Below are 17557 nucleotides of genomic sequence, written 5' to 3' on the forward strand. Positions count from 1 at the left end.
GAAATTGACAAGGCGTTCATGATGCTATAAGATGTTATATAAAGCCAGTATTTAGAGGCATTTATGTATTATCTACATAGACCACCTGTGTAATGTATGTTGTAGACTTTCCTTAACTTTTAGCGGGGAAGGTCTTTTTATTTATTGAAAGGATGAGGTTTTATAATGAGTAAAAGCTTACAATACGGTCCAGATCCAAGTACTATATATCCAAATGAAGCAATTAGAAGCGTTTGTTATATTAAAAATGTGATTACTCGTCCCAATATTATCGTTGGAGATTATACTTACTATAGTGATATAAATGGTGCTGAAAACTTTCAGGAACATGTTACCCACCACTATGAATTTATAGGAGATAAACTTATTATTGGCAAGTTTTGCGCTATTGCCCAAGGAGTAGAGTTTATAATGAACGGCGCAAATCACAGAATGAACTCTGTAACTACTTATCCATTTAATATTATGGGAAACGGTTGGGAAAAGGCAATGCCATCACTTGAAGATTTAGCTCTCAAGGGAGATACCGTTATTGGCAACGATGTTTGGATAGGACAGAATGTTACTATAATGCCCGGAATCCACATAGGTGATGGAGCAATTATTGCAGCAAATTCGGTAGTTACAAAGAATGTTCCACCATATCACATTGCAGGTGGAAATCCAATTAGAATCATAAAGAAACGATTTGAGGATGAATTTATTATTTACTTATTGGAATTGAAATGGTGGGATTGGTCAGCGGAAAAGATATTTTCCAACCTGGAGATTCTTTGCAGTTCTGATTTAGATAAAATTAAATCTATCGAGAAGTAAAAGAATCATGAGTATCCATGAACTTAATATTATAAATGGAATCTAAGGATTTACTTTAATCAACTGGAGGAATATTTATGGGAAAGATGAGACGTTATAGAGCTTACTTATCTATTTCTGCAAGTGGACCTTTGCTAGATGAGAAAACCAGATCGCTAGTAAACAGTATACATGCTGATATGAGGCCTCGTGCACTTGCAGATTTAGCGTATACTACTTCAGATGTAGATTATTTTGAAAAATACTGGGCTGCTGAGAATTATGATACTGCCCCTTATGAATTCCCACAACGGCTTAAGAATCCATCTATTAATGATTTTAAAAAAGCAATAGGGGAGATACGTACCTGGTTTTCCCAGTTCTACAACGATGAAAACTGGGATGGTGGTGGAATAACTATTACTTATGCTGGTCACGGACGCGAAGCAGATGGAGCCTTAGTATTAACTGATGGTGATATTGACTGGAAAATGCTATTAGACGAATTATTATCTATAGTCCAAGATAATAATGAGCATAGGCTGAGAGTAGATATTTTATTAGATTCCTGCTATTCAGGTGCCTTCCTAACTGAAATTCAGCATAAAATGCGTAGTAAGTATGAAGAAAAGTTATATCCATACTATTCAGCAGCGGCATGCATGTTTGATGAAGTTTCTAGAGAATATAAGTCCTTAGGCCATGGCTTATTTACCTATTGCTTTTCAATTAAAAGTGAAACACCGGGATCATTTTACGCAAAGGCAATTCAACCAGATAATACCTTTGGCCCATCACTTTCTTTGGTAGAAGGGCCTTATGGCTGTTCTTTTGTAACTCAAGCTACACAAAACCCAATTATAATAGATGGAGATTTGATGACTCTGTGCGGCGAATACATAGATTTATATAATGAAGGTCATTTAATTCCATTGCCTGAATTGCGCAGCAAAATGATGGAAGTTAGGGGGAATTTTAAATATTTATTTGGAGGCTTCAAATTTCCCAATGGAATGTTATACAAAAGTGGCGAATTAACAAATAAGGATATTAGAGAACAATTAGAAAAAATGAGAGAACTTTATGAGAATAAGATATAATTAATAAATAGGAATTAATGATGGGGGTGAATTTATTGAATACAAAAGCTACTTGTCCAAATTTAGAAACACCACGGTTGCTATTAAGAAAATTATCATTAGAAGATGCTGATGATTTATTTGTAGTTTTTTCTGATGAAGAAACTACAAATCATGTACCAAGAGAGAAACATGAAGATAAGATGGTAACAAGTAATCATCTAGAGAACTTGATTAAAAGAATGGACGAGGGAATATCCTTTGTGTGGTCAGTTGTTGATAAGACTGATAACAAAGTGATAGGAACTGTAAACTTGTATTTTAAAGAAGATAGAGCAGCCTCAATAGGTGCAGTTATTAACAGCGAATGTTGGGGAAAAGGTATTGCAACTGAAGCATTAAAAGAAATTGTTAGTTTTGGCTTTGATAATATGAAGCTAATACGAATTGAAGGAAAATGTGAATCAAATAATGCCGCCTCCGAAAAAATGTTAAAAAAATTAGGTATGAGCTATGAGGGAACTTTAAGAAAAGAAGTGATAATTAGAGGAATACCTAGAGATGCTAAAGTGTACTCAATATTAAACGAAGAATACAATGCTTTAGGAACAAATTAATAATGTAATTAAAAATTAGGCATCCTTAGAACTAGCTGTTACTCAGCTAGTTCTAAGGATGCCTAATCATATAAAATATTTCGCTAGGCATTACCCTATTACGCTAAATTATATGACTCTTAAAAAATCCGGTTATATTTATTATCATTTGTTTCTGTTCATTATCATTTTATACTACTTTCAATTGGTTTTCAAGTTGTTTTGTAATATTTAAGCTGTGATGTTATAATAATAATAATAAATAGTAATAAGTGAGAATGACTGACGAGGTGTCTGGATGTTTACTGAAGAGAGACTGGAACAAATTTTAAATATACTTAGTAAAAATGGTAGAGTTAAGGTAAAAGAGCTTAGTGAACTATTTAATGTTTCAGAAAGCATGATAAGAAAGGATTTAAAAAGGCTAGAAGAGGATGGTGTTCTTCAAAGGACCTATGGTGGAGCCATCTTAAATAGAAAGTTTTCCAAAAGCAGCCCTATTGATACTAGGATTAAAGCAAATTTAGACATCAAGGAAGTAATAGCAGAAAAAGCTTTTGAGCTTATAGTAGATGGAGATGTAGTTTTTTTAGAATGCTCAAGCATTAATTTTTATCTAGCAAAATTGATAGCAAATAGTAATAAAAAAATAACACTGATTACTAATATGTCAATAATACCTCCGCTATTTAATAATAATGAAACTATAAAACTAATATGTATAGGTGGAGTGTATGATAACAAGTCTGGAGGGGTTCTGGGCTCGGAGGCTATTAGTAGTATATCAAAATATACCTTTAATAAAGGTTTTGTGGGAAGTGCAGGTGTTAACTTAATTACAAATAGCGTACATACTGCATCCTTAGAAGATGGTAATGCTAAGGAACTTGTTGTATCCAACAGCAAGGAAGCGTTTTTGCTTGTGGAAAAAGAAAAGTTTGATATAGACAGCACCTATAGATTTGCACACTTAGAAGAGTTTAGTGCTGTAATAACCGATTCAAACCTTTCTGATGAGATTAGATATAAGCTGAAAAAGTTAAATGTTAAGTTAATATAGCCAAGATTGATAATATTTGAATATAAACTTTGTAAGAATCATTTTTTATTAATTAAAGGAGAATGTCTATGGAAGATCGAGATTTAACCTTTAAAACTGATAACGGGAAGTTTAATTATAGGGTTGGTGCAATTATTATAAGTGATAAAAAATTACTTATGGTGAAAAATGACAGTGCACCGTATTACTATTCAGTTGGCGGAAGAGTGAAATTAAATGAAACCTCTGAAGAAGCTGTAGTTCGTGAGACACTTGAAGAAACAGGCATAGAATTTGAAGTTGATAGATTAGCCTTTCTTCATGAACACTTTTTTCAAGAAGAAATAACTAAGGAATATTATCATGAAATTGCTCTTTTTTATTTAATGAGAGTGCCTTCCGATATGAAACTTCTCTGTGCAAGCTATGGTGAGCAAGGTGCGAAAGAACATTTACACTGGTTGCCTCTTGAGAATTTGGACAGCTATCACCTTTATCCTGAATTTTTTAAAATTAAATTATCAAGCAGCCTAGATGGGATTGAACATATTATTTCAAAAGTATAATTAAATGATTCCTTCCAATACATTAGAAGGAGTGGTTCACATAGAGCCAAGGTGAAATTCTTTAGTAAAAAAAGGCGCTGCCTCACCTATAGATTATTCTCTATTTTGAGGTAGCACCTTTTTTATTACATATAGTAGATTTATTTAAATACCTTAACACGCTCATCTAAAGGTTGAAATTGTTTTTCTCCAGGATCAGCTATAGGTTTTCCAAATGGCATTTGTGCAATTAGCTTCCAATTATTTGGTATATTCCATTCTTTCTTCACATCAGTTTCAATAAGTTCATTATAATGTTGTAATGAAGCTCCAAAACCTTCAATTTCTAATGCAGTCCAAATAACAAATTGGTGCATGCCGCTTGATTGCTGAGACCATACTGGGAAATTATCCTTATAAAGGGCAAATTGCTGTTGAAGAGATTCAACTACAGTATTATCCTCAAAGAATAATACTGTACCATATCCACTCTTGAACGAATTTATTTTTTCTTCAGTTGAACTAAATTGATCCGCAGGCACAATCTTTCTTAAAGCTTCTTTTGTAATATCCCATAATCTATCGTGATGATTTCCAAGTAGAAGAATTACTCTTGCACTTTGTGAGTTAAATGCTGATGGAGTATGTTTAACAGCATGGTCTATAACTTCTTTAATCCTATCGTCTGAAACCACTGCTTCCTTGCTAATTCCGTAAAATGAACGTCTGTCTGCTACAGCAGTTAAAAAATCTTTTGACATATAATCAATCCTCCAATAATGTATTAATATTTCATTTTTATTATTTGTAGGTAAATCTTAAAGTATCCTTTATGTGAAATAAATCTATAAATTTATAAATGTAACACTAATTGTATATAATGATTAAGGATACTTTAGTTATATGGTTACGTTTAGTAACCTTGTTTAATTAAATTATTACATATGGATTAGAATTAGTCAAGAGGGTTTTTAATAATTATTTTAAGTCTTTCATCTTAGCTGTGACTAATCCATAAATAAAGAATATGTAGAATTGGTAATTGTGTTTAATTAGAAGAGAGGTAAATCAATGAATAAAGTCAAATTTGCAATATTTAGTGACTTGCATTATGAACATATACATGATGGCTATGAAAGGCTCCAAAATTTCATAACTTATATAAAAAATTTAGATGTTGATTTTATCATTCAGCTAGGAGATTTTTGTATTCCCAAGGAAGAAAACAGATTTTTGCTTGGTATGCTTGATAGCTTAGGGAAGCCGCATTATCATACAATTGGTAATCATGACTCGGATTTACTACCAAGAGAAGATGTTATGAGATTTTTTAAAATTGACAGTAGCTACTATTCATTTACCAAGGAAAAGATAAAGTTTATTGTATTAGATACCTATTTTATAAAAACAGACAATGGATATGAAGCTTATTGTAAAAAGAAATATGATAAATCAAAAGATATATATCCGATTCTACCTGATTACGAATTCAAATGGCTGAATGACCAATTTAATGATGATAGTGAAGCATATATTATCTTTTCACATCATAGTTTTGAAAATGATTTTGCTAAAAGAGGCGTTTATAACAGGGCTGAAGTAAGGGATCTAATTAATAGTGTGAACTCTAAAGGCAAAAAAGTTCTTCTGTGTGTGAATGGGCATAATCACGGAGATTCTCTCAAAAAAATAGGACAAACGTACTACTTTGGACTTAATTCTATGTCGCATATATGGTTTGGTCCTCAATATGAACATTTCTGCTACTCAAATGATATTCACAAGAAATATCCTTTTCTAAAGGACTTAGTACTATATAAGGATGGATTATTCGCTATTGTTACTATTTCTGAAGATTATGGTATCGAAATTGAAGGAATGAATGGAGCTTATCAGAATATCTCGCCAAAAGATATAGGAATTGAAGGCACTTGGAATGGACGGTCTGTACTGCCTAGAGTATCTTCTTTAAAGGTGGAATAATGTATTTCTAAGCTAAGTAATTTCATAAACTTCTTTAAAAGCTGAACAAAGATAAGATGGTGAATTTTCAACATAACCATCCTTGCTACAGGCTGTGCAATGAAGGCTTCTACCATGAAGGAAATGGAAAAATATTAAGAGATATTTTTAAAAAAGGTTTAAGTTTAAAGTATTATCAATTGACAGCTATTACGGTTAGTGATATAGTTATTACAGTAACCGTAATATTATTGAAAGAGAAGGTGAAAGAGAATTGAGGGATAATGCAAAAAGTGGTGCTTTAACAGAAGTAACTTTTTTTATATTACTGTCTTTATATACACCTAAACATGGATATGGAATTATGCAATTTGTGGAAGAGAAAACTCAGGGCCGATTGGTCTTAGGAGCTGGTTCGCTTTATGGCGCAATCAATACATTGCAGGAACGAAATTGGATAACTCCTGTTGACGATGGAGATGGTAGAAAAAAAGAGTATATCATTACAAAGCTTGGAAAACAAATAGCACAAGGTGAAATAAACAGGTTAAAGGATTTAATCAATATAGCTGAAAAAATTTCAGGAGGGGAAGAATAATGGAAAAATATTACCGATTTTTTGGCGGATTCGTGGATACTCAGGAACATTGGTTAAACCAAATGGCATGTAAAGGGTATAGATTGAAAAAGACTGGAAAAGTGGTCTATGAATTTGAAGAATGTCAGCCCAATGAATACCAATATGCTGTTGAATTCGTTGCACATAAAAGCTATAAAAGTGCTAAAGAATATGGGGATTTTCTTGAAAGTTTCGGCTATAATATATTCTTCAAAAATATCAATTTAAATTTCTCAGTTGGCAAAATAAAATGGAGACCTTTTGGAAGTGGTATGGGGCAGATTTCTACTAATCCCGGAAGCTATAACAAAGAATTATTTATTGTTGAAAAGAGAAATGATGGCAAGAAGTTTAAACTGCATACTACTAATACTGATAAAGCTAACTATTTTAAACCATTAAGAAATGCATGGATGACATATACAATAATGCTTTTAATTTTTGCTGTGTGGCAGTATATAGACAAAGGACTAGTGACCTATGAGGTGATTATGTTTTTTATTTTAGGATTGTTATGCGCAGTACCAATGATAAAGTATCAAAAAAGAATTACTACCTTTTCTGCTCTCTCTAATATTGAGGAATAACTATTGGTGGAGATATGAAAATAACAAGAAGGACGATATAATCATTTCTAAGCAAGAGATTGGATTCTCTTGCTTTTATTTTTTTAGAGAAACTTTTAAAAAAGTTATTTTTAAAAGTGTTGTTTAGGTAATAAGGCTCTTATATTTTCTTATATGTATTTTCTCTCGCAGCTGAAAAAGTTAACAATTTAACGTTTTAAAAATTATAACAATTTAACTTTTTATTCTGCGAGGATTTTAGTTCTGCTTTAAATAATATAATGCTCTCTATTTATAAGCATTGTGTGAAAAATATTTATTGCATAGCTAAGCTAAGAGCAAGGCATAGACACAATGGTATTGAAAATTCAGAGTTGGTGTTCAATTATAAATGTGATAGAATTAAATTATAGTTTAGGAAAATTATGGTGAAGATGATTAATAGGAGGTATAAAATGAAAACAGAAAGTCGTCAATTAAGTCTGTCTATTTTTATTCCAGTACTGCTGCTTATAAATTTTGTTATTCTATTACTGCTTTGTTTTATAAAAGGTCAGCTGCAGGTTAGTGTATTTTTTAGTTATATGTACTACGCATCCTTTGTAAACATAGGGGCAGGTACAGCGTGCCTAATGGGCAGTATGCAAAGTAGACAAGATAATCTAGGTGTTAACTATAATGTTTACCCACGAAAAACAAGCGATGAAATGCTTTCAGAACAAAGAAATAACTGGAGTAAATCGCTTACTTTTACTATAGGTTTAGTGTCTGTCGGTACAGTTTTATTAATACTTTCAATATTATTTAGATGATGGAGTGTTTTGTTTGGAGAGTTCTTGCAAAGTGTACTAATTTGATATTAGGAATTGGTGCATCCTTGTGAATTATCATGAGCTTTAAACTGTAAATAATTAATAAGGTGGAGGATATTTTGAAAAAAGTTAGTTGCCTTTTAATATTGGCTGCGTTGTTAGTATTTATTTCTGGATGTACTATTAATGCATCAAAAGAGTCCTTGGTTAAGTCAAAATACAGTATAGATCAATTTAAATCCTTGTTTAGTGATTTTGCAAAAGAACATGATATTAAAGAAATCGATATAAATATAGAAGCCTTTCATGATATTACACCAGAAAATGTATTTAAAGAAACAAAAGCTCAAATATTCAAGAACGGAAAAAATAGCCAGTCATATCTGCTATACGAGGGAAAGCTATATAACCTAGGAAGAAGTTTTGGCGGTTATGGTATTGTCGATATTGTAACCTGTGACTTTGATAAGGACGGAAAAAAAGAACTAATTTATACGTATTCCTGGGGTTCTGGCATACACCGCTCCTGCATTGGTCATTTTGATCTTTTACAAAAAAGAGAAGTAGAGTTAGACATAAGTACAGGTCAGCCCTTAGACTTCATTAAGGAAGACTTAGCCTTTAATAAGGTTTTAGATACTAGTATTGAGGTATATACAGCTGTTGTAAAAACAGAGAATGGAGATTTTACAAAGATCCCTTTAGAAAAAGACAAGTTGTTTGGCACAATAAAAGCTATTAAAAACAAGCCTGTATTTGAAAAAGTAGAGAAGAAAAGTTGAGAAAGGAAAATATAATGCTTATACGTTTAGCTAAAATTGATGATGAAGAAAAAATATCAAGATTGATAGCACAGTTTAGAGTGGAATTAAAGCAATTAAAAGGAATTAAATCAACACCTAAAATAGACCAAGCAAAGGAAGAATTCAAAGAATATATTGAGGCAAAATATCCTGTTTTTGTGGCTGAAGATGATAATAATGAGCTGTTAGCTTACTTAGTTTGCAGAATTGATGGCAGCGTGGCTTGGGCAGAATCTCTCTTTGTGTCTGATAGTGCAAGGAGAAAAGGTATAGCTTCGAAATTATACAAAGAGGCAGAAAAAATAGCAAATGAATTGGGGGGAGATACGGTTTATAACTGGGTACATCCTAACAACGACAAAATGATAACATTTTTATCTAAAATGGGTTATGATGTTTTAAATCTGATTGAAATAAGAAAGCCTTGGAAGAATGAAACATTAACTCAAAAAATACGTGTGGGATATCACGAGTATAGATATTAAGTTTGGAAATGGAATACTTCTAATCGGAAATTAAGATGATACATCTATAAAGCATATAATCTAACAAAAGCATGGTGCATTTAATGAAAACTATTGAAATAATTGGATGCATGAATATTAAAATAGAAAATGAGGGTAAACAAAGTGAATACTTATTTTAAAATCAATCAATACTTAGATGAATATACAAGTTTATGGCCATTCAGCGGGGCTGTGTTAGTAATAAATAATGAACAAGTTGTGTTTAATAAAACCTATGGTATGGCTAGTATAGAGCATAGTGTTCCAATTACAACTAAAACTAAATTTAAGATTGCTTCTCTTACAAAGCAAATTACATGTATGGGAATAATGATTTTACAGGAAAGAGGGCTTCTAAAGGTAAACGATAGTATTAGAAAGTTTTTCCCTGACTATCCTGAGTTAAATGAAAGGATAACAATTCATAATTTAATGACGCATACATCTGGTCTTTTTAATGATTTTTCAGTTGTAGATCCATACCTTATGCTTGGAAAGCGGTTATTCACACATCAGGAAGTGTTTGACCTTTATAAAGATTTACCTCAGGAATTTGAACCAGGCGAAGGTTGGAGCTACTGCTATTTCGGATACTACTTACTGGGCGTTATAATTGAAAGAGTTTCTGGCAAGACATATGCTGAATTTTTAAAAGAAAATATCTTTGAACCTTTAGGAATGAATAACACTGGACTTGATGATTATATTGAAATATTGCCCAACAAAGCAAACGGATACTATGCAAGCGGTGAAAGACTTGTGTGCTGTGAGATAGACACGATGAGTGCTTTTTCAGCAGGGGCAATTTATTCCACTGTGGAAGACATGATTCTATGGGATCAGGCGTTATATAATAATAAACTTGTTTCTCAGAATACATTGAATGAAATCTTTACTCCGTTTAGGAATAATTACGGCTATGGCTGGTTTATAGATGAAGTTACTAATCGCAGAAGAGTTCGACATAGTGGCGGAGGTAATGGATTCAGCCACCAGTACCATAGATATATAGATGAAAGAGTTAGTATTTTAGTACTAAGTAATTATGGATTTTCTAACTCATTTGACATCAATGAGAATATAGCCAAGATAATTTTTAACGAGAAATATAGTAGTCCATCGAAACCAAGGAAATCTGAACTTGATATGAAGGTTTACGATACATATACCGGAGTATATCAGGAAGAGGGCTTCAAACTTGAAGTTAAACGAGATAATGAGCTTTTATATTTTGTACAAGAAAATAAGTGGGTAATGCCAATTTACCCTATATCCGCTGATAAATTTCACCACACATGGATAGACCGAGAATATGTTTTCGAAAAGGATGACAAAGGACAGCTCTGTTTTGATGGGCTTAAGAAAGTATACTAAATATTTGAAATAAGAGTGTAGTTCATGACGAATATGAAGTATGAAAATATACCGCAAGGCCTAATATGAACAGCTTATAGGAGTAAGAAATGAAAGAAATTTATATTGAAGAATCTGGAATTAAAGTAAGATTACATCATTGGGGGAATAAGGGAAATCCAATAATTATATGCTTTCATGGTTTAGGGAGTACAAGCCTGTCATTTATAGAAATAGGTGAGTTATTAAAAGATAAGTATCACATTATATCTGTAGATTTGCCAGGTCATGGGAAAACACCTGGATTTGAAAGAGAAGAAGACTATAGCATGCCCAGTATGGTTGAATGGGTTGATAAGGTTATATCAAAAATAACACCAGGCAGCTTCTATCTTTTAGCACATTCTTATGGGGCAGATATCGCACTCCACTATATATGTGCTTATCCGTCGAAAGTAATTAACACTATGCTGCTAGATGGAGGATATTACATAAAGAAAGATAAATATAAGTATAATGCTTCAAAAGGTGAAAACATAGATTCTTTACAAAAAGAGATAGATTATTATGTAAAGGACTTTGATGAATATTGTTTTGACACTTTACAAGAGCATATTGAAGCAGAGAAGAATAATTATCAAAGATGGTCTTCTCTATTAGAAGAGGCTTCAAAGGATTTGGTAATAATAGAAAAAGATAAATATAAGTATCATGCAAGTGGTTTTGCTGCTTCATGCGCTATAAAGTCAATGTATAATTACCCGCCTGATTCAGTTTATTATAAGCTGCCTAAATCTATTTATTTGCTGCAAAGTTCCTTGCCAAAGTCCATGACCGAGATTAGAGAGGCATTAGTTGAGAAATTTAAGGATAGTACGGGAGCAATAGTAAAAAGGATTGATGGGGCTGGACATTTACTACACTGGGATAAACCTTATGAAGTAGCTAATGAGATGCTATACTGGTTTCAATAAAAATTATTGAAGCGAGGGAGAATAGTTTATAACAAACCCAATAATTAAGAAGCAGGTGCAAAATGAAAGATATAAAATGTGTATTTTTCGATATTGGTTATACGTTAATTAATGAGGAGGATGTGTGGACGCAAAGATGCATAGAACAGGCTGAAACGAAAGAAGCAAAAATGCTGGGGCTTTCTCCTAAGCAAATATATGAGGAAATTGTTGAAGCCTCTGTCTCATATCAACCGCAATATAGAACAGTTGTAAAGAAGTTTGGTTTTTCATAAGCAGCTCCTTATCGACATGAGCTTGAAAAACTATATAATGAGGCTTATTTTATTTTGCAGTCCTTATCGCAAAAATATAAGCTTGGAATTATTGCAAATCAAACTGACGGACTTGAGGACAGGTTAATTTCCTGGGGAATTTTTAAATATTTTTCATATATAATTTCATCCTGGGATTATCAAATTATGAAACCCAATACTAAGCTCTTTCAGATAGCTATTGAGAAATCAGGCTGTAATGCTTCTGAAACAGTTATGGTTGGCGATCGATTAGATAACGACATATTCCCGGCTAAAGCCGTTGGAATGAAAACAATATGGATTAAGCAAGGTTTTGGCGGAATGCAGAGCCCAAAGACAGAGGAATATATTCCAGATGTGCAAATTGAAAACTTAAGTGAGTTGATAAATGTGCTATGATTAAAACATTTGATGAGCAATTTTTTTATGCCGAAATATACCTAGCCTGTGGAAAACCATGGTTTAATTTCCTCCAATCTATCAGTTTAAGTGAGAAATATTCGCACATAATAATAACACCCAAACAAATTAATTACATACAAAAAAGGAGGAAAAAATTATGGCAAACAGATCAAACAGAATATTAGTTCCACAAGCTAAGGAAGGTTTAAACAGATTTAAAATGGAAGCTTCAAGAGAAGTAGGAGTTAACTTAAAGGAAGGCTACAACGGTGATTTAACTTCAAGAGAAGCTGGTTCAATCGGCGGACAAATGGTTAAGAAAATGGTTGAAGCTTACGAAAAGAATCTATAATTTTTATTTAAGAGCTAGATTAAAAATCTAGCTCTTTATTTATTTACAGGTTCTTTACCTTTTGAAATAATAAATTCCTTTGCAAACTTGAGGAAAAGTTCCGTAGAAAGAGGTAGCTTTTCATCTTTTCGTTTTATGTAGTATATTTGACGCATTAGCTTTAATTCGTCAATTAGTTCAACCTTGCTTATAAGTCCTAATTTAAGTTCTTGTTTTACAGCGCTTTCGGACATTATTGATATTCCTAAATTGTCATAGATGCTTTGTTTTATTGCCTCGATACCTCCAACTGCACACAAATTCTTTGAGGCAAACTTAAAGCTTCCGACTTTTTCTAGATAAGGTACAAGTGAAGTATTAGGGTTTGATATCAAAAAAACCTCATCCTTTATTTCTCTCAAAAAGATTCTTTTTTTTGCCGCCCATGAATGCTCGTTATTTACAACCACGACAAGAGGGTCTTCAAGTATAGGCTCACATAATATCTCTTCAGTTTCAGAGAGATAGGGTTGAGAAACTATTCCAAGGGGGTAGCTTTTATTCCTCACACTGCTAATTACATCTTTAGTATATTGCACATGATTGACCACTGTAATAAAGGGGTATTTTTGCCTAAAGAGGAATAATATATTAGGCAGCATATAGGTCCCAGGAGTATTAGATGAAGTAATAGCGATTTCAGATTGCTCCATTAGCTTTGACTGAAGCAGGTGTTCTTTTGCATTTATAAAAGTATTCGATATTTGTTGAGCATAGGGTAGAAAAATGGAGCCATCCTTAGTTAATTCAGCTTTTTTTGATTTGCGGCTGAATAAGCTGCAGCCTAGATAATTTTCCAGACGCTGAATCCTCATAGAGACTGCAGCTTGGGTGCAGAACATTTCTTCTGAGGTTTTTGTGAAGCTATTGTTCTTTGCTATAAGTAAAAAGGTTTGAATGGTTTCTAAATCCACTTTTGTACCTCCTCTGTTGTATTTAAGTTAAAATGTTTATACGTTTTCACATAAATATTATTTATTACAGTATAAACCGTTTTATGGATAAAGTACATAATTAAATGCTATATCAACAGCTTTTTTACAGCACTTATAAATAAAATTTATGAATATGAGTTTTTATGATAATTATAAAAAATATTTATTATTGCCATAACTAAATGTGATTGGATAATATAATAATTTTCTATTATCATTAATGTATGAGGTTTTAAGTTCAACTATTAACTTATACATATTCAAAAAGTGTTAAAACCTTATATCAAATAGTTAACTTTTGATTGAATTTAAAATTTAATAAAGGGGAGATTTGGGTTATGGAAACAACCACAGTTAAAGTTAAAAAGGTAAAAAGTCCTTTTGAGCTAAAAATGCAGTTTTTTGGTTTACCACTGGCATTATTAATTTTCTCAACAATTTATACAATGCCAACTCCAGCTGGATTATCTTATGCAGGAAAGATGGCATTAGGAGTTTTTCTTACAGCTTTAATACTTTGGATTACTGAAAGCATACCTAACTATGCCGTATCACTATTTGTTATAGTAGCTTTGCCCTTAACAGGAGCCTGGGCCGAGGAACAGGCCATGGGAGTACTTGGTTACGATGTAATCTGGCTTACTTTTGCGGCATTTGTAATAGCTTCTGGAATGGAAAAAAGCGGACTTGCAAAGAGAATGGCCCTATATTTGATAACTAAGTTTGGAAAAGGTGTTAATAGTGTACTAGCACTTCTTATAATAATCAATTTCTTGATAGCATTTGTTGTGCCTTCAACCACAGCTAGAGCAGCCATGATGTTTCCAATAGTACTTATAGTGGTGGAGGCCTTTGAAGTAAATATTAACGATCCAAAGAATAGCCTTGGAAAATTGCTTGCGATACAAGGAATACAGGCTAACAATTTATCTACTGCTGCAATTGTTACAGCTACATCGTCACAGATTCTTGCCATTAGTTTTATAAAGGATCTTACTGGTCAAGAAGTTTCTTGGATGAAGTGGTTTATAGCATCTGCACCAATAACGGCTCTAACTCTAGTGGCAATGTTTTTTATAGGAAAGCTATTATTTAAATTGCCAAAATCAGAATCAAAAAAGCTTGATTTGACTAAGCTTAAGGATGAATATAATAAGCTTGGAAAAATGAGTATTACTGAGAAAAAAGCGCTTTTAATATTTGCTGTTACTCTAATTCTTTGGTGCATGGACAGTTTGCAGGTTAAGGTTTTTGGATTTCAGTTAAGCCTTGTAATGGTTGCTATAATGTCAGCAGGCCTTTTTTTCCTGCCGCATATAGGAATTCTAAAATGGAAGGAAGCAAAAATATCCTGGAATCTTTTAATATTCGCCTGTGGAGCTTATGCAGGAGGTGTAGCCCTTGATAATACAGGATTGGCAGCTTGGGGCTTAAATATTGTATTTAAAAAGATGGGAATACAAAACATGAGCTTTACCGTACTTTTCGCGGTGCTAATGTTTATAGCAAGCTTTAGCCACTTCCTCTTTACTTCAAAGACGGTAAGAACCATTATACTTATTCCAACTATAATTGGTATTGCTAATTCTACCGGATATAATCCAATTGCTTTAGCTCTTCCAGCGGCATTTTGTATAGCTGATACCATCACTTTACCGCCTCACAGCAAAGTTAATTTGATTTATTATGGTGCAGGATATTTCACAGTACTGGAACAAATGCTTTACGGTGTATTAGTTTTATTGGCTAAATGGGCAATCATGGTGGTGGCTTCATTTACATGGTTCAAAATTATAGGAATTGCATAGGAGGGACAAAGGTATGAAAAAAACGATTTTTTCCCTATTAGCTTTTGCTTTTTTATGTATGTTTTCTAGTACTGCTCACGCTGCAGACTTAGGAAAACTAGATAAGGTAGAAGATATACTTATACCAGATGGCAAAAATGCAGTAATTGTTCAAAAAATTACTGCTGTAACTAACGATAAGGGTGAAGTTGCTTTTCCGCTGTACAGTAAAAGTAAAATATCAAAGGTAGAAGCTTCAAAAGGCAATATAGCAGAGAAGCCAAAGACAGTGGAAAATGGAAATCAAAAATATAATCTTATAACATTTAATGAAAAGAAAGCCGAGGTTGCTTTTGAAGTAACTATGAATAAAGAGAGTATTTACGAAGGAAAAAAGGCTAAATTAGGAGATACGTTCCCAGATGGAGTACTAACTATAGAGAATAAAGTGGTAAATACTTCTCCAAATGATATAAAAGCTTATTCTGCTAAGTTAGCTGTTCCGAAGGGAAAGGAACTATTAAATATTGTTGATTTTGATGCAGGTAAAGCCTTTAGTATAACTGAGAAGGATGGATATGTGTTTGGCGGTTTTGACTTTGGAACTATTAGTGCCGGCAAAGAGACAAAGCTAGCTATCAACATTCTTAACCCTTTGAAAACACACGTAGCATTTGTCTGGGTAGCAGCGCTTATATTATCTGCAGCATTTATGATAAAGAACAAGCACTTGCTTAATAAGGCTTAAAAATGCAATTAAATTTAAACAGTAGGACGGTATAGACTATGAGGAAAAAACAAGGATTACTTATTATACTAGATGGATTAGGGGATCGTCCCAACCAAGAGTTAAATGGAATGACACCACTTGAGAGTGCAAAAACGCCGAACTTGGATTATCTTGCTTCAAGGGGTATGTGCGGCAATGTTTATCCGATTTCTCCAGGAATAAGAGTAGGTACTGATGTTGGTCATCTCCATATATTCGGTTATGACAGCAATGAGGTATACTCTGGAAGGGGCCCGCTGGAAGCAGCGAGCGCCGGAATGGAGCTAATGCCTGGAGATGTTGCTTTTAGAGGTAATTTTGCAACAATTGAGGAGGATTATACAGTTGTTGATAGACGTGCTGGCAGAATTAGAGAAGGAACAAATGAATTGGCAGCGGCTATAAGTGGGTTAATATTATCTGATGGCACTCAAGTGTTTGCAAAGGAGCTTACTGAGCACAGAGTAGCAATTATTTTAAGAAATAAGGACCTAAGCGATAAAATATCCTGCACTGATCCAGGTACGGCAGAAGAAGGAAAGAAGCTTGATATTCCACGACCACTAGAGAATACAAGCAGTGCGGAAAAAACAGCAAAAAACTTATGGGAGTTTACAATGCGCTCTTACAAAATTTTAAAGGAACATCCTGTAAATAAACAGCGCCATGCTCAAGGGCTTCAAATGGCTAATGCTATTATAACTAGAGGTGCAGGGCAGCAAAAGCATATACCATCAATTAAGCATATTTACAATATTAAAGCTGCATGTGTAGCAGGCGATTTAACTGTCGGAGGCATAGCAAAACTTGTAGGCATGGACTATTTCACCCATGAGAGCTTTACCGGAAGCTTTGATACTAATCTATTAGGAAAAGCTGAAATGGCTGTAGAACTTCTTAATGAAAAGAACTATGATTGGGTTGTGATGCATGTTAAAGCAACAGATTTAGCTGGTCATGATAACCTTCCAGCAGTAAAAAAAGAGATGATTGAAAAAGTGGATGGTGTAATTGGACATATATTAAGTAAAATTGATTTAAATGAATGCTATATTTCCTTTACAGCTGATCACTCTACACCTTGTGAGGCAAGAGATCATACTGGTGATGGAGTACCCACAATTATCGCTGGCGGGGATGTTAGAAAAGACAGCGTTACTTCTGCTGGCGAAGCTCAATTCATGGCCGGCAGCCTAAACAATCTTACTGCAAATGATATTTTTATGATGCAGATGGATTTATTAGGGTTTACTGAAAAAGTAGGTTCATAATAGTATAGTAAAAAACCTTGAGACGTATTTATCTCAAGGTTTTTCTGTTTATCATAA

The 17557-nt window shown here is 33.2% G+C and carries 20 protein-coding genes and 1 pseudogene; 19 read left to right on the top strand and 2 right to left on the bottom strand.

Going from position 1 to position 17557, the window contains the following annotated elements; translation table 11 throughout:
* The first annotated feature begins 165 nt into the window (after positions 1-165).
* From NBE98_RS17850 to NBE98_RS17870, 5 genes are all read left to right on the top strand, one after another.
* On the top strand, positions 166-816 hold the full coding sequence (locus NBE98_RS17850) for a Vat family streptogramin A O-acetyltransferase (protein ID WP_250816367.1): 651 nt from the start codon (positions 166-168) through the stop codon (positions 814-816).
* Between the two features lie 77 nt (positions 817-893).
* Positions 894-1895, top strand: coding sequence for a hypothetical protein (locus NBE98_RS17855; RefSeq protein WP_250816368.1), 1002 nt, complete (start codon positions 894-896; stop codon positions 1893-1895).
* Between the two features lie 35 nt (positions 1896-1930).
* Positions 1931-2491: a GNAT family N-acetyltransferase gene (locus NBE98_RS17860; RefSeq protein ID WP_250816369.1), complete on the top strand. Its 561-nt coding sequence runs from the start codon at positions 1931-1933 to the stop codon at positions 2489-2491.
* Positions 2492-2768: 277 nt separating this feature from the next.
* Positions 2769-3530, top strand: a complete 762-nt coding sequence (locus NBE98_RS17865) for a DeoR/GlpR family DNA-binding transcription regulator (protein ID WP_250816370.1) — start codon at positions 2769-2771, stop codon at positions 3528-3530.
* 68 nt (positions 3531-3598) lie between these two features.
* Positions 3599-4075: an NUDIX hydrolase gene (locus tag NBE98_RS17870; protein WP_250816371.1), complete on the top strand. Its 477-nt coding sequence runs from the start codon at positions 3599-3601 to the stop codon at positions 4073-4075.
* Between the two features lie 140 nt (positions 4076-4215).
* Here NBE98_RS17870 and NBE98_RS17875 read toward each other — a convergent pair whose 3' ends face one another.
* Entirely contained in the window at positions 4216-4815 is a 600-nt protein-coding gene (locus NBE98_RS17875) for a nitroreductase family protein (protein WP_250816372.1), read from the bottom strand.
* 310 nt (positions 4816-5125) lie between these two features.
* On the opposite strand from NBE98_RS17875, the gene NBE98_RS17880 reads away from it, so the two are divergent.
* The 11 genes and pseudogenes from NBE98_RS17880 (at position 5126) to NBE98_RS17930 (ending at position 12699) form a co-directional block, all read left to right on the top strand.
* Entirely contained in the window at positions 5126-6037 is a 912-nt protein-coding gene (locus tag NBE98_RS17880) for a metallophosphoesterase family protein (RefSeq protein WP_250816373.1), read from the top strand.
* 253 nt (positions 6038-6290) lie between these two features.
* The gene (locus NBE98_RS17885; RefSeq protein WP_250816374.1) at positions 6291-6614 is read left to right on the top strand and encodes a PadR family transcriptional regulator; all 324 of its coding nucleotides are present in this window, start codon (positions 6291-6293) and stop codon (positions 6612-6614) included.
* Positions 6614-7222, top strand: coding sequence for a DUF2812 domain-containing protein (locus NBE98_RS17890; protein ID WP_250816375.1), 609 nt, complete (start codon positions 6614-6616; stop codon positions 7220-7222). Before NBE98_RS17885 ends, NBE98_RS17890 begins: the two co-directional genes overlap by 1 nt.
* Positions 7223-7656: 434 nt before the next feature.
* Entirely contained in the window at positions 7657-8013 is a 357-nt protein-coding gene (locus tag NBE98_RS17895; protein WP_250816376.1) for a hypothetical protein, read from the top strand.
* A gap of 119 nt (positions 8014-8132) precedes the next feature.
* Positions 8133-8795 carry a hypothetical protein gene (locus NBE98_RS17900; protein WP_250816377.1) on the top strand — a complete coding sequence of 221 codons (663 nt, stop codon included), beginning with the start codon at positions 8133-8135 and terminating at the stop codon, positions 8793-8795.
* Positions 8792-9301 carry a GNAT family N-acetyltransferase gene (locus tag NBE98_RS17905; RefSeq protein WP_250816378.1) on the top strand — a complete coding sequence of 170 codons (510 nt, stop codon included), beginning with the start codon at positions 8792-8794 and terminating at the stop codon, positions 9299-9301. Before NBE98_RS17900 ends, NBE98_RS17905 begins: the two co-directional genes overlap by 4 nt.
* A gap of 144 nt (positions 9302-9445) precedes the next feature.
* On the top strand, positions 9446-10696 hold the full coding sequence (locus NBE98_RS17910; protein WP_250816379.1) for a serine hydrolase domain-containing protein: 1251 nt from the start codon (positions 9446-9448) through the stop codon (positions 10694-10696).
* An 89-nt stretch (positions 10697-10785) separates the two neighbouring features.
* On the top strand, positions 10786-11649 hold the full coding sequence (locus NBE98_RS17915; protein WP_250816380.1) for an alpha/beta fold hydrolase: 864 nt from the start codon (positions 10786-10788) through the stop codon (positions 11647-11649).
* 62 nt (positions 11650-11711) lie between these two features.
* On the top strand, positions 11712-11924 hold the full coding sequence (locus NBE98_RS17920; RefSeq protein WP_250816381.1) for a hypothetical protein: 213 nt from the start codon (positions 11712-11714) through the stop codon (positions 11922-11924).
* 33 nt (positions 11925-11957) lie between these two features.
* Positions 11958-12344, top strand: a pseudogene (locus NBE98_RS17925) (HAD family hydrolase); the annotation flags it as partial.
* A 160-nt stretch (positions 12345-12504) separates the two neighbouring features.
* Positions 12505-12699 carry an alpha/beta-type small acid-soluble spore protein gene (locus NBE98_RS17930; RefSeq protein ID WP_250816383.1) on the top strand — a complete coding sequence of 65 codons (195 nt, stop codon included), beginning with the start codon at positions 12505-12507 and terminating at the stop codon, positions 12697-12699.
* A gap of 35 nt (positions 12700-12734) precedes the next feature.
* Here the strand turns inward: NBE98_RS17930 and NBE98_RS17935 are convergent, their stop codons facing one another.
* Positions 12735-13652: a LysR substrate-binding domain-containing protein gene (locus tag NBE98_RS17935; protein ID WP_250816384.1), complete on the bottom strand. Its 918-nt coding sequence runs from the start codon at positions 13650-13652 to the stop codon at positions 12735-12737.
* A 359-nt stretch (positions 13653-14011) separates the two neighbouring features.
* Between NBE98_RS17935 and NBE98_RS17940 the strand changes: the two genes are divergently transcribed.
* The 3 genes from NBE98_RS17940 to apgM are packed head-to-tail and all read left to right on the top strand — an operon-like array spanning position 14012 to position 17500.
* On the top strand, positions 14012-15481 hold the full coding sequence (locus NBE98_RS17940; protein WP_250816385.1) for an SLC13 family permease: 1470 nt from the start codon (positions 14012-14014) through the stop codon (positions 15479-15481).
* 13 nt (positions 15482-15494) lie between these two features.
* Positions 15495-16208 carry a hypothetical protein gene (locus NBE98_RS17945; RefSeq protein WP_250816386.1) on the top strand — a complete coding sequence of 238 codons (714 nt, stop codon included), beginning with the start codon at positions 15495-15497 and terminating at the stop codon, positions 16206-16208.
* Positions 16209-16246: 38 nt separating this feature from the next.
* On the top strand, positions 16247-17500 hold the full coding sequence (gene apgM / locus NBE98_RS17950; protein WP_250816387.1) for a 2,3-bisphosphoglycerate-independent phosphoglycerate mutase: 1254 nt from the start codon (positions 16247-16249) through the stop codon (positions 17498-17500).
* Positions 17501-17557: the final 57 nt, after the last annotated feature.

The organism is Clostridium swellfunianum (genome assembly GCF_023656515.1).
In the GTDB taxonomy this organism is placed as follows: Bacteria; Bacillota; Clostridia; order Clostridiales; family Clostridiaceae; genus Clostridium_AT; species Clostridium_AT swellfunianum.

What these genes read in the sequence shown, in the direction of transcription:
- NBE98_RS17945 (WP_250816386.1), top strand. Translation starts at nt 15,495, where the DNA reads ATGAAAAAAACGATTTTTTCCCTATTAGCTTTTGCTTTTTTATGTATG.
- NBE98_RS17865 (WP_250816370.1), top strand. Translation starts at nt 2,769, where the DNA reads ATGTTTACTGAAGAGAGACTGGAACAAATTTTAAATATACTTAGTAAA.
- NBE98_RS17940 (WP_250816385.1), top strand. Translation starts at nt 14,012, where the DNA reads ATGGAAACAACCACAGTTAAAGTTAAAAAGGTAAAAAGTCCTTTTGAG.
- NBE98_RS17895 (WP_250816376.1), top strand. Translation starts at nt 7,657, where the DNA reads ATGAAAACAGAAAGTCGTCAATTAAGTCTGTCTATTTTTATTCCAGTA.
- NBE98_RS17890 (WP_250816375.1), top strand. Translation starts at nt 6,614, where the DNA reads ATGGAAAAATATTACCGATTTTTTGGCGGATTCGTGGATACTCAGGAA.
- NBE98_RS17870 (WP_250816371.1), top strand. Translation starts at nt 3,599, where the DNA reads ATGGAAGATCGAGATTTAACCTTTAAAACTGATAACGGGAAGTTTAAT.
- apgM (WP_250816387.1), top strand. Translation starts at nt 16,247, where the DNA reads ATGAGGAAAAAACAAGGATTACTTATTATACTAGATGGATTAGGGGAT.
- NBE98_RS17875 (WP_250816372.1), bottom strand. Translation starts at nt 4,815, where the DNA reads ATGTCAAAAGATTTTTTAACTGCTGTAGCAGACAGACGTTCATTTTAC.
- NBE98_RS17850 (WP_250816367.1), top strand. Translation starts at nt 166, where the DNA reads ATGAGTAAAAGCTTACAATACGGTCCAGATCCAAGTACTATATATCCA.
- NBE98_RS17915 (WP_250816380.1), top strand. Translation starts at nt 10,786, where the DNA reads ATGAAAGAAATTTATATTGAAGAATCTGGAATTAAAGTAAGATTACAT.
- NBE98_RS17920 (WP_250816381.1), top strand. Translation starts at nt 11,712, where the DNA reads ATGAAAGATATAAAATGTGTATTTTTCGATATTGGTTATACGTTAATT.
- NBE98_RS17880 (WP_250816373.1), top strand. Translation starts at nt 5,126, where the DNA reads ATGAATAAAGTCAAATTTGCAATATTTAGTGACTTGCATTATGAACAT.
- NBE98_RS17855 (WP_250816368.1), top strand. Translation starts at nt 894, where the DNA reads ATGGGAAAGATGAGACGTTATAGAGCTTACTTATCTATTTCTGCAAGT.
- NBE98_RS17930 (WP_250816383.1), top strand. Translation starts at nt 12,505, where the DNA reads ATGGCAAACAGATCAAACAGAATATTAGTTCCACAAGCTAAGGAAGGT.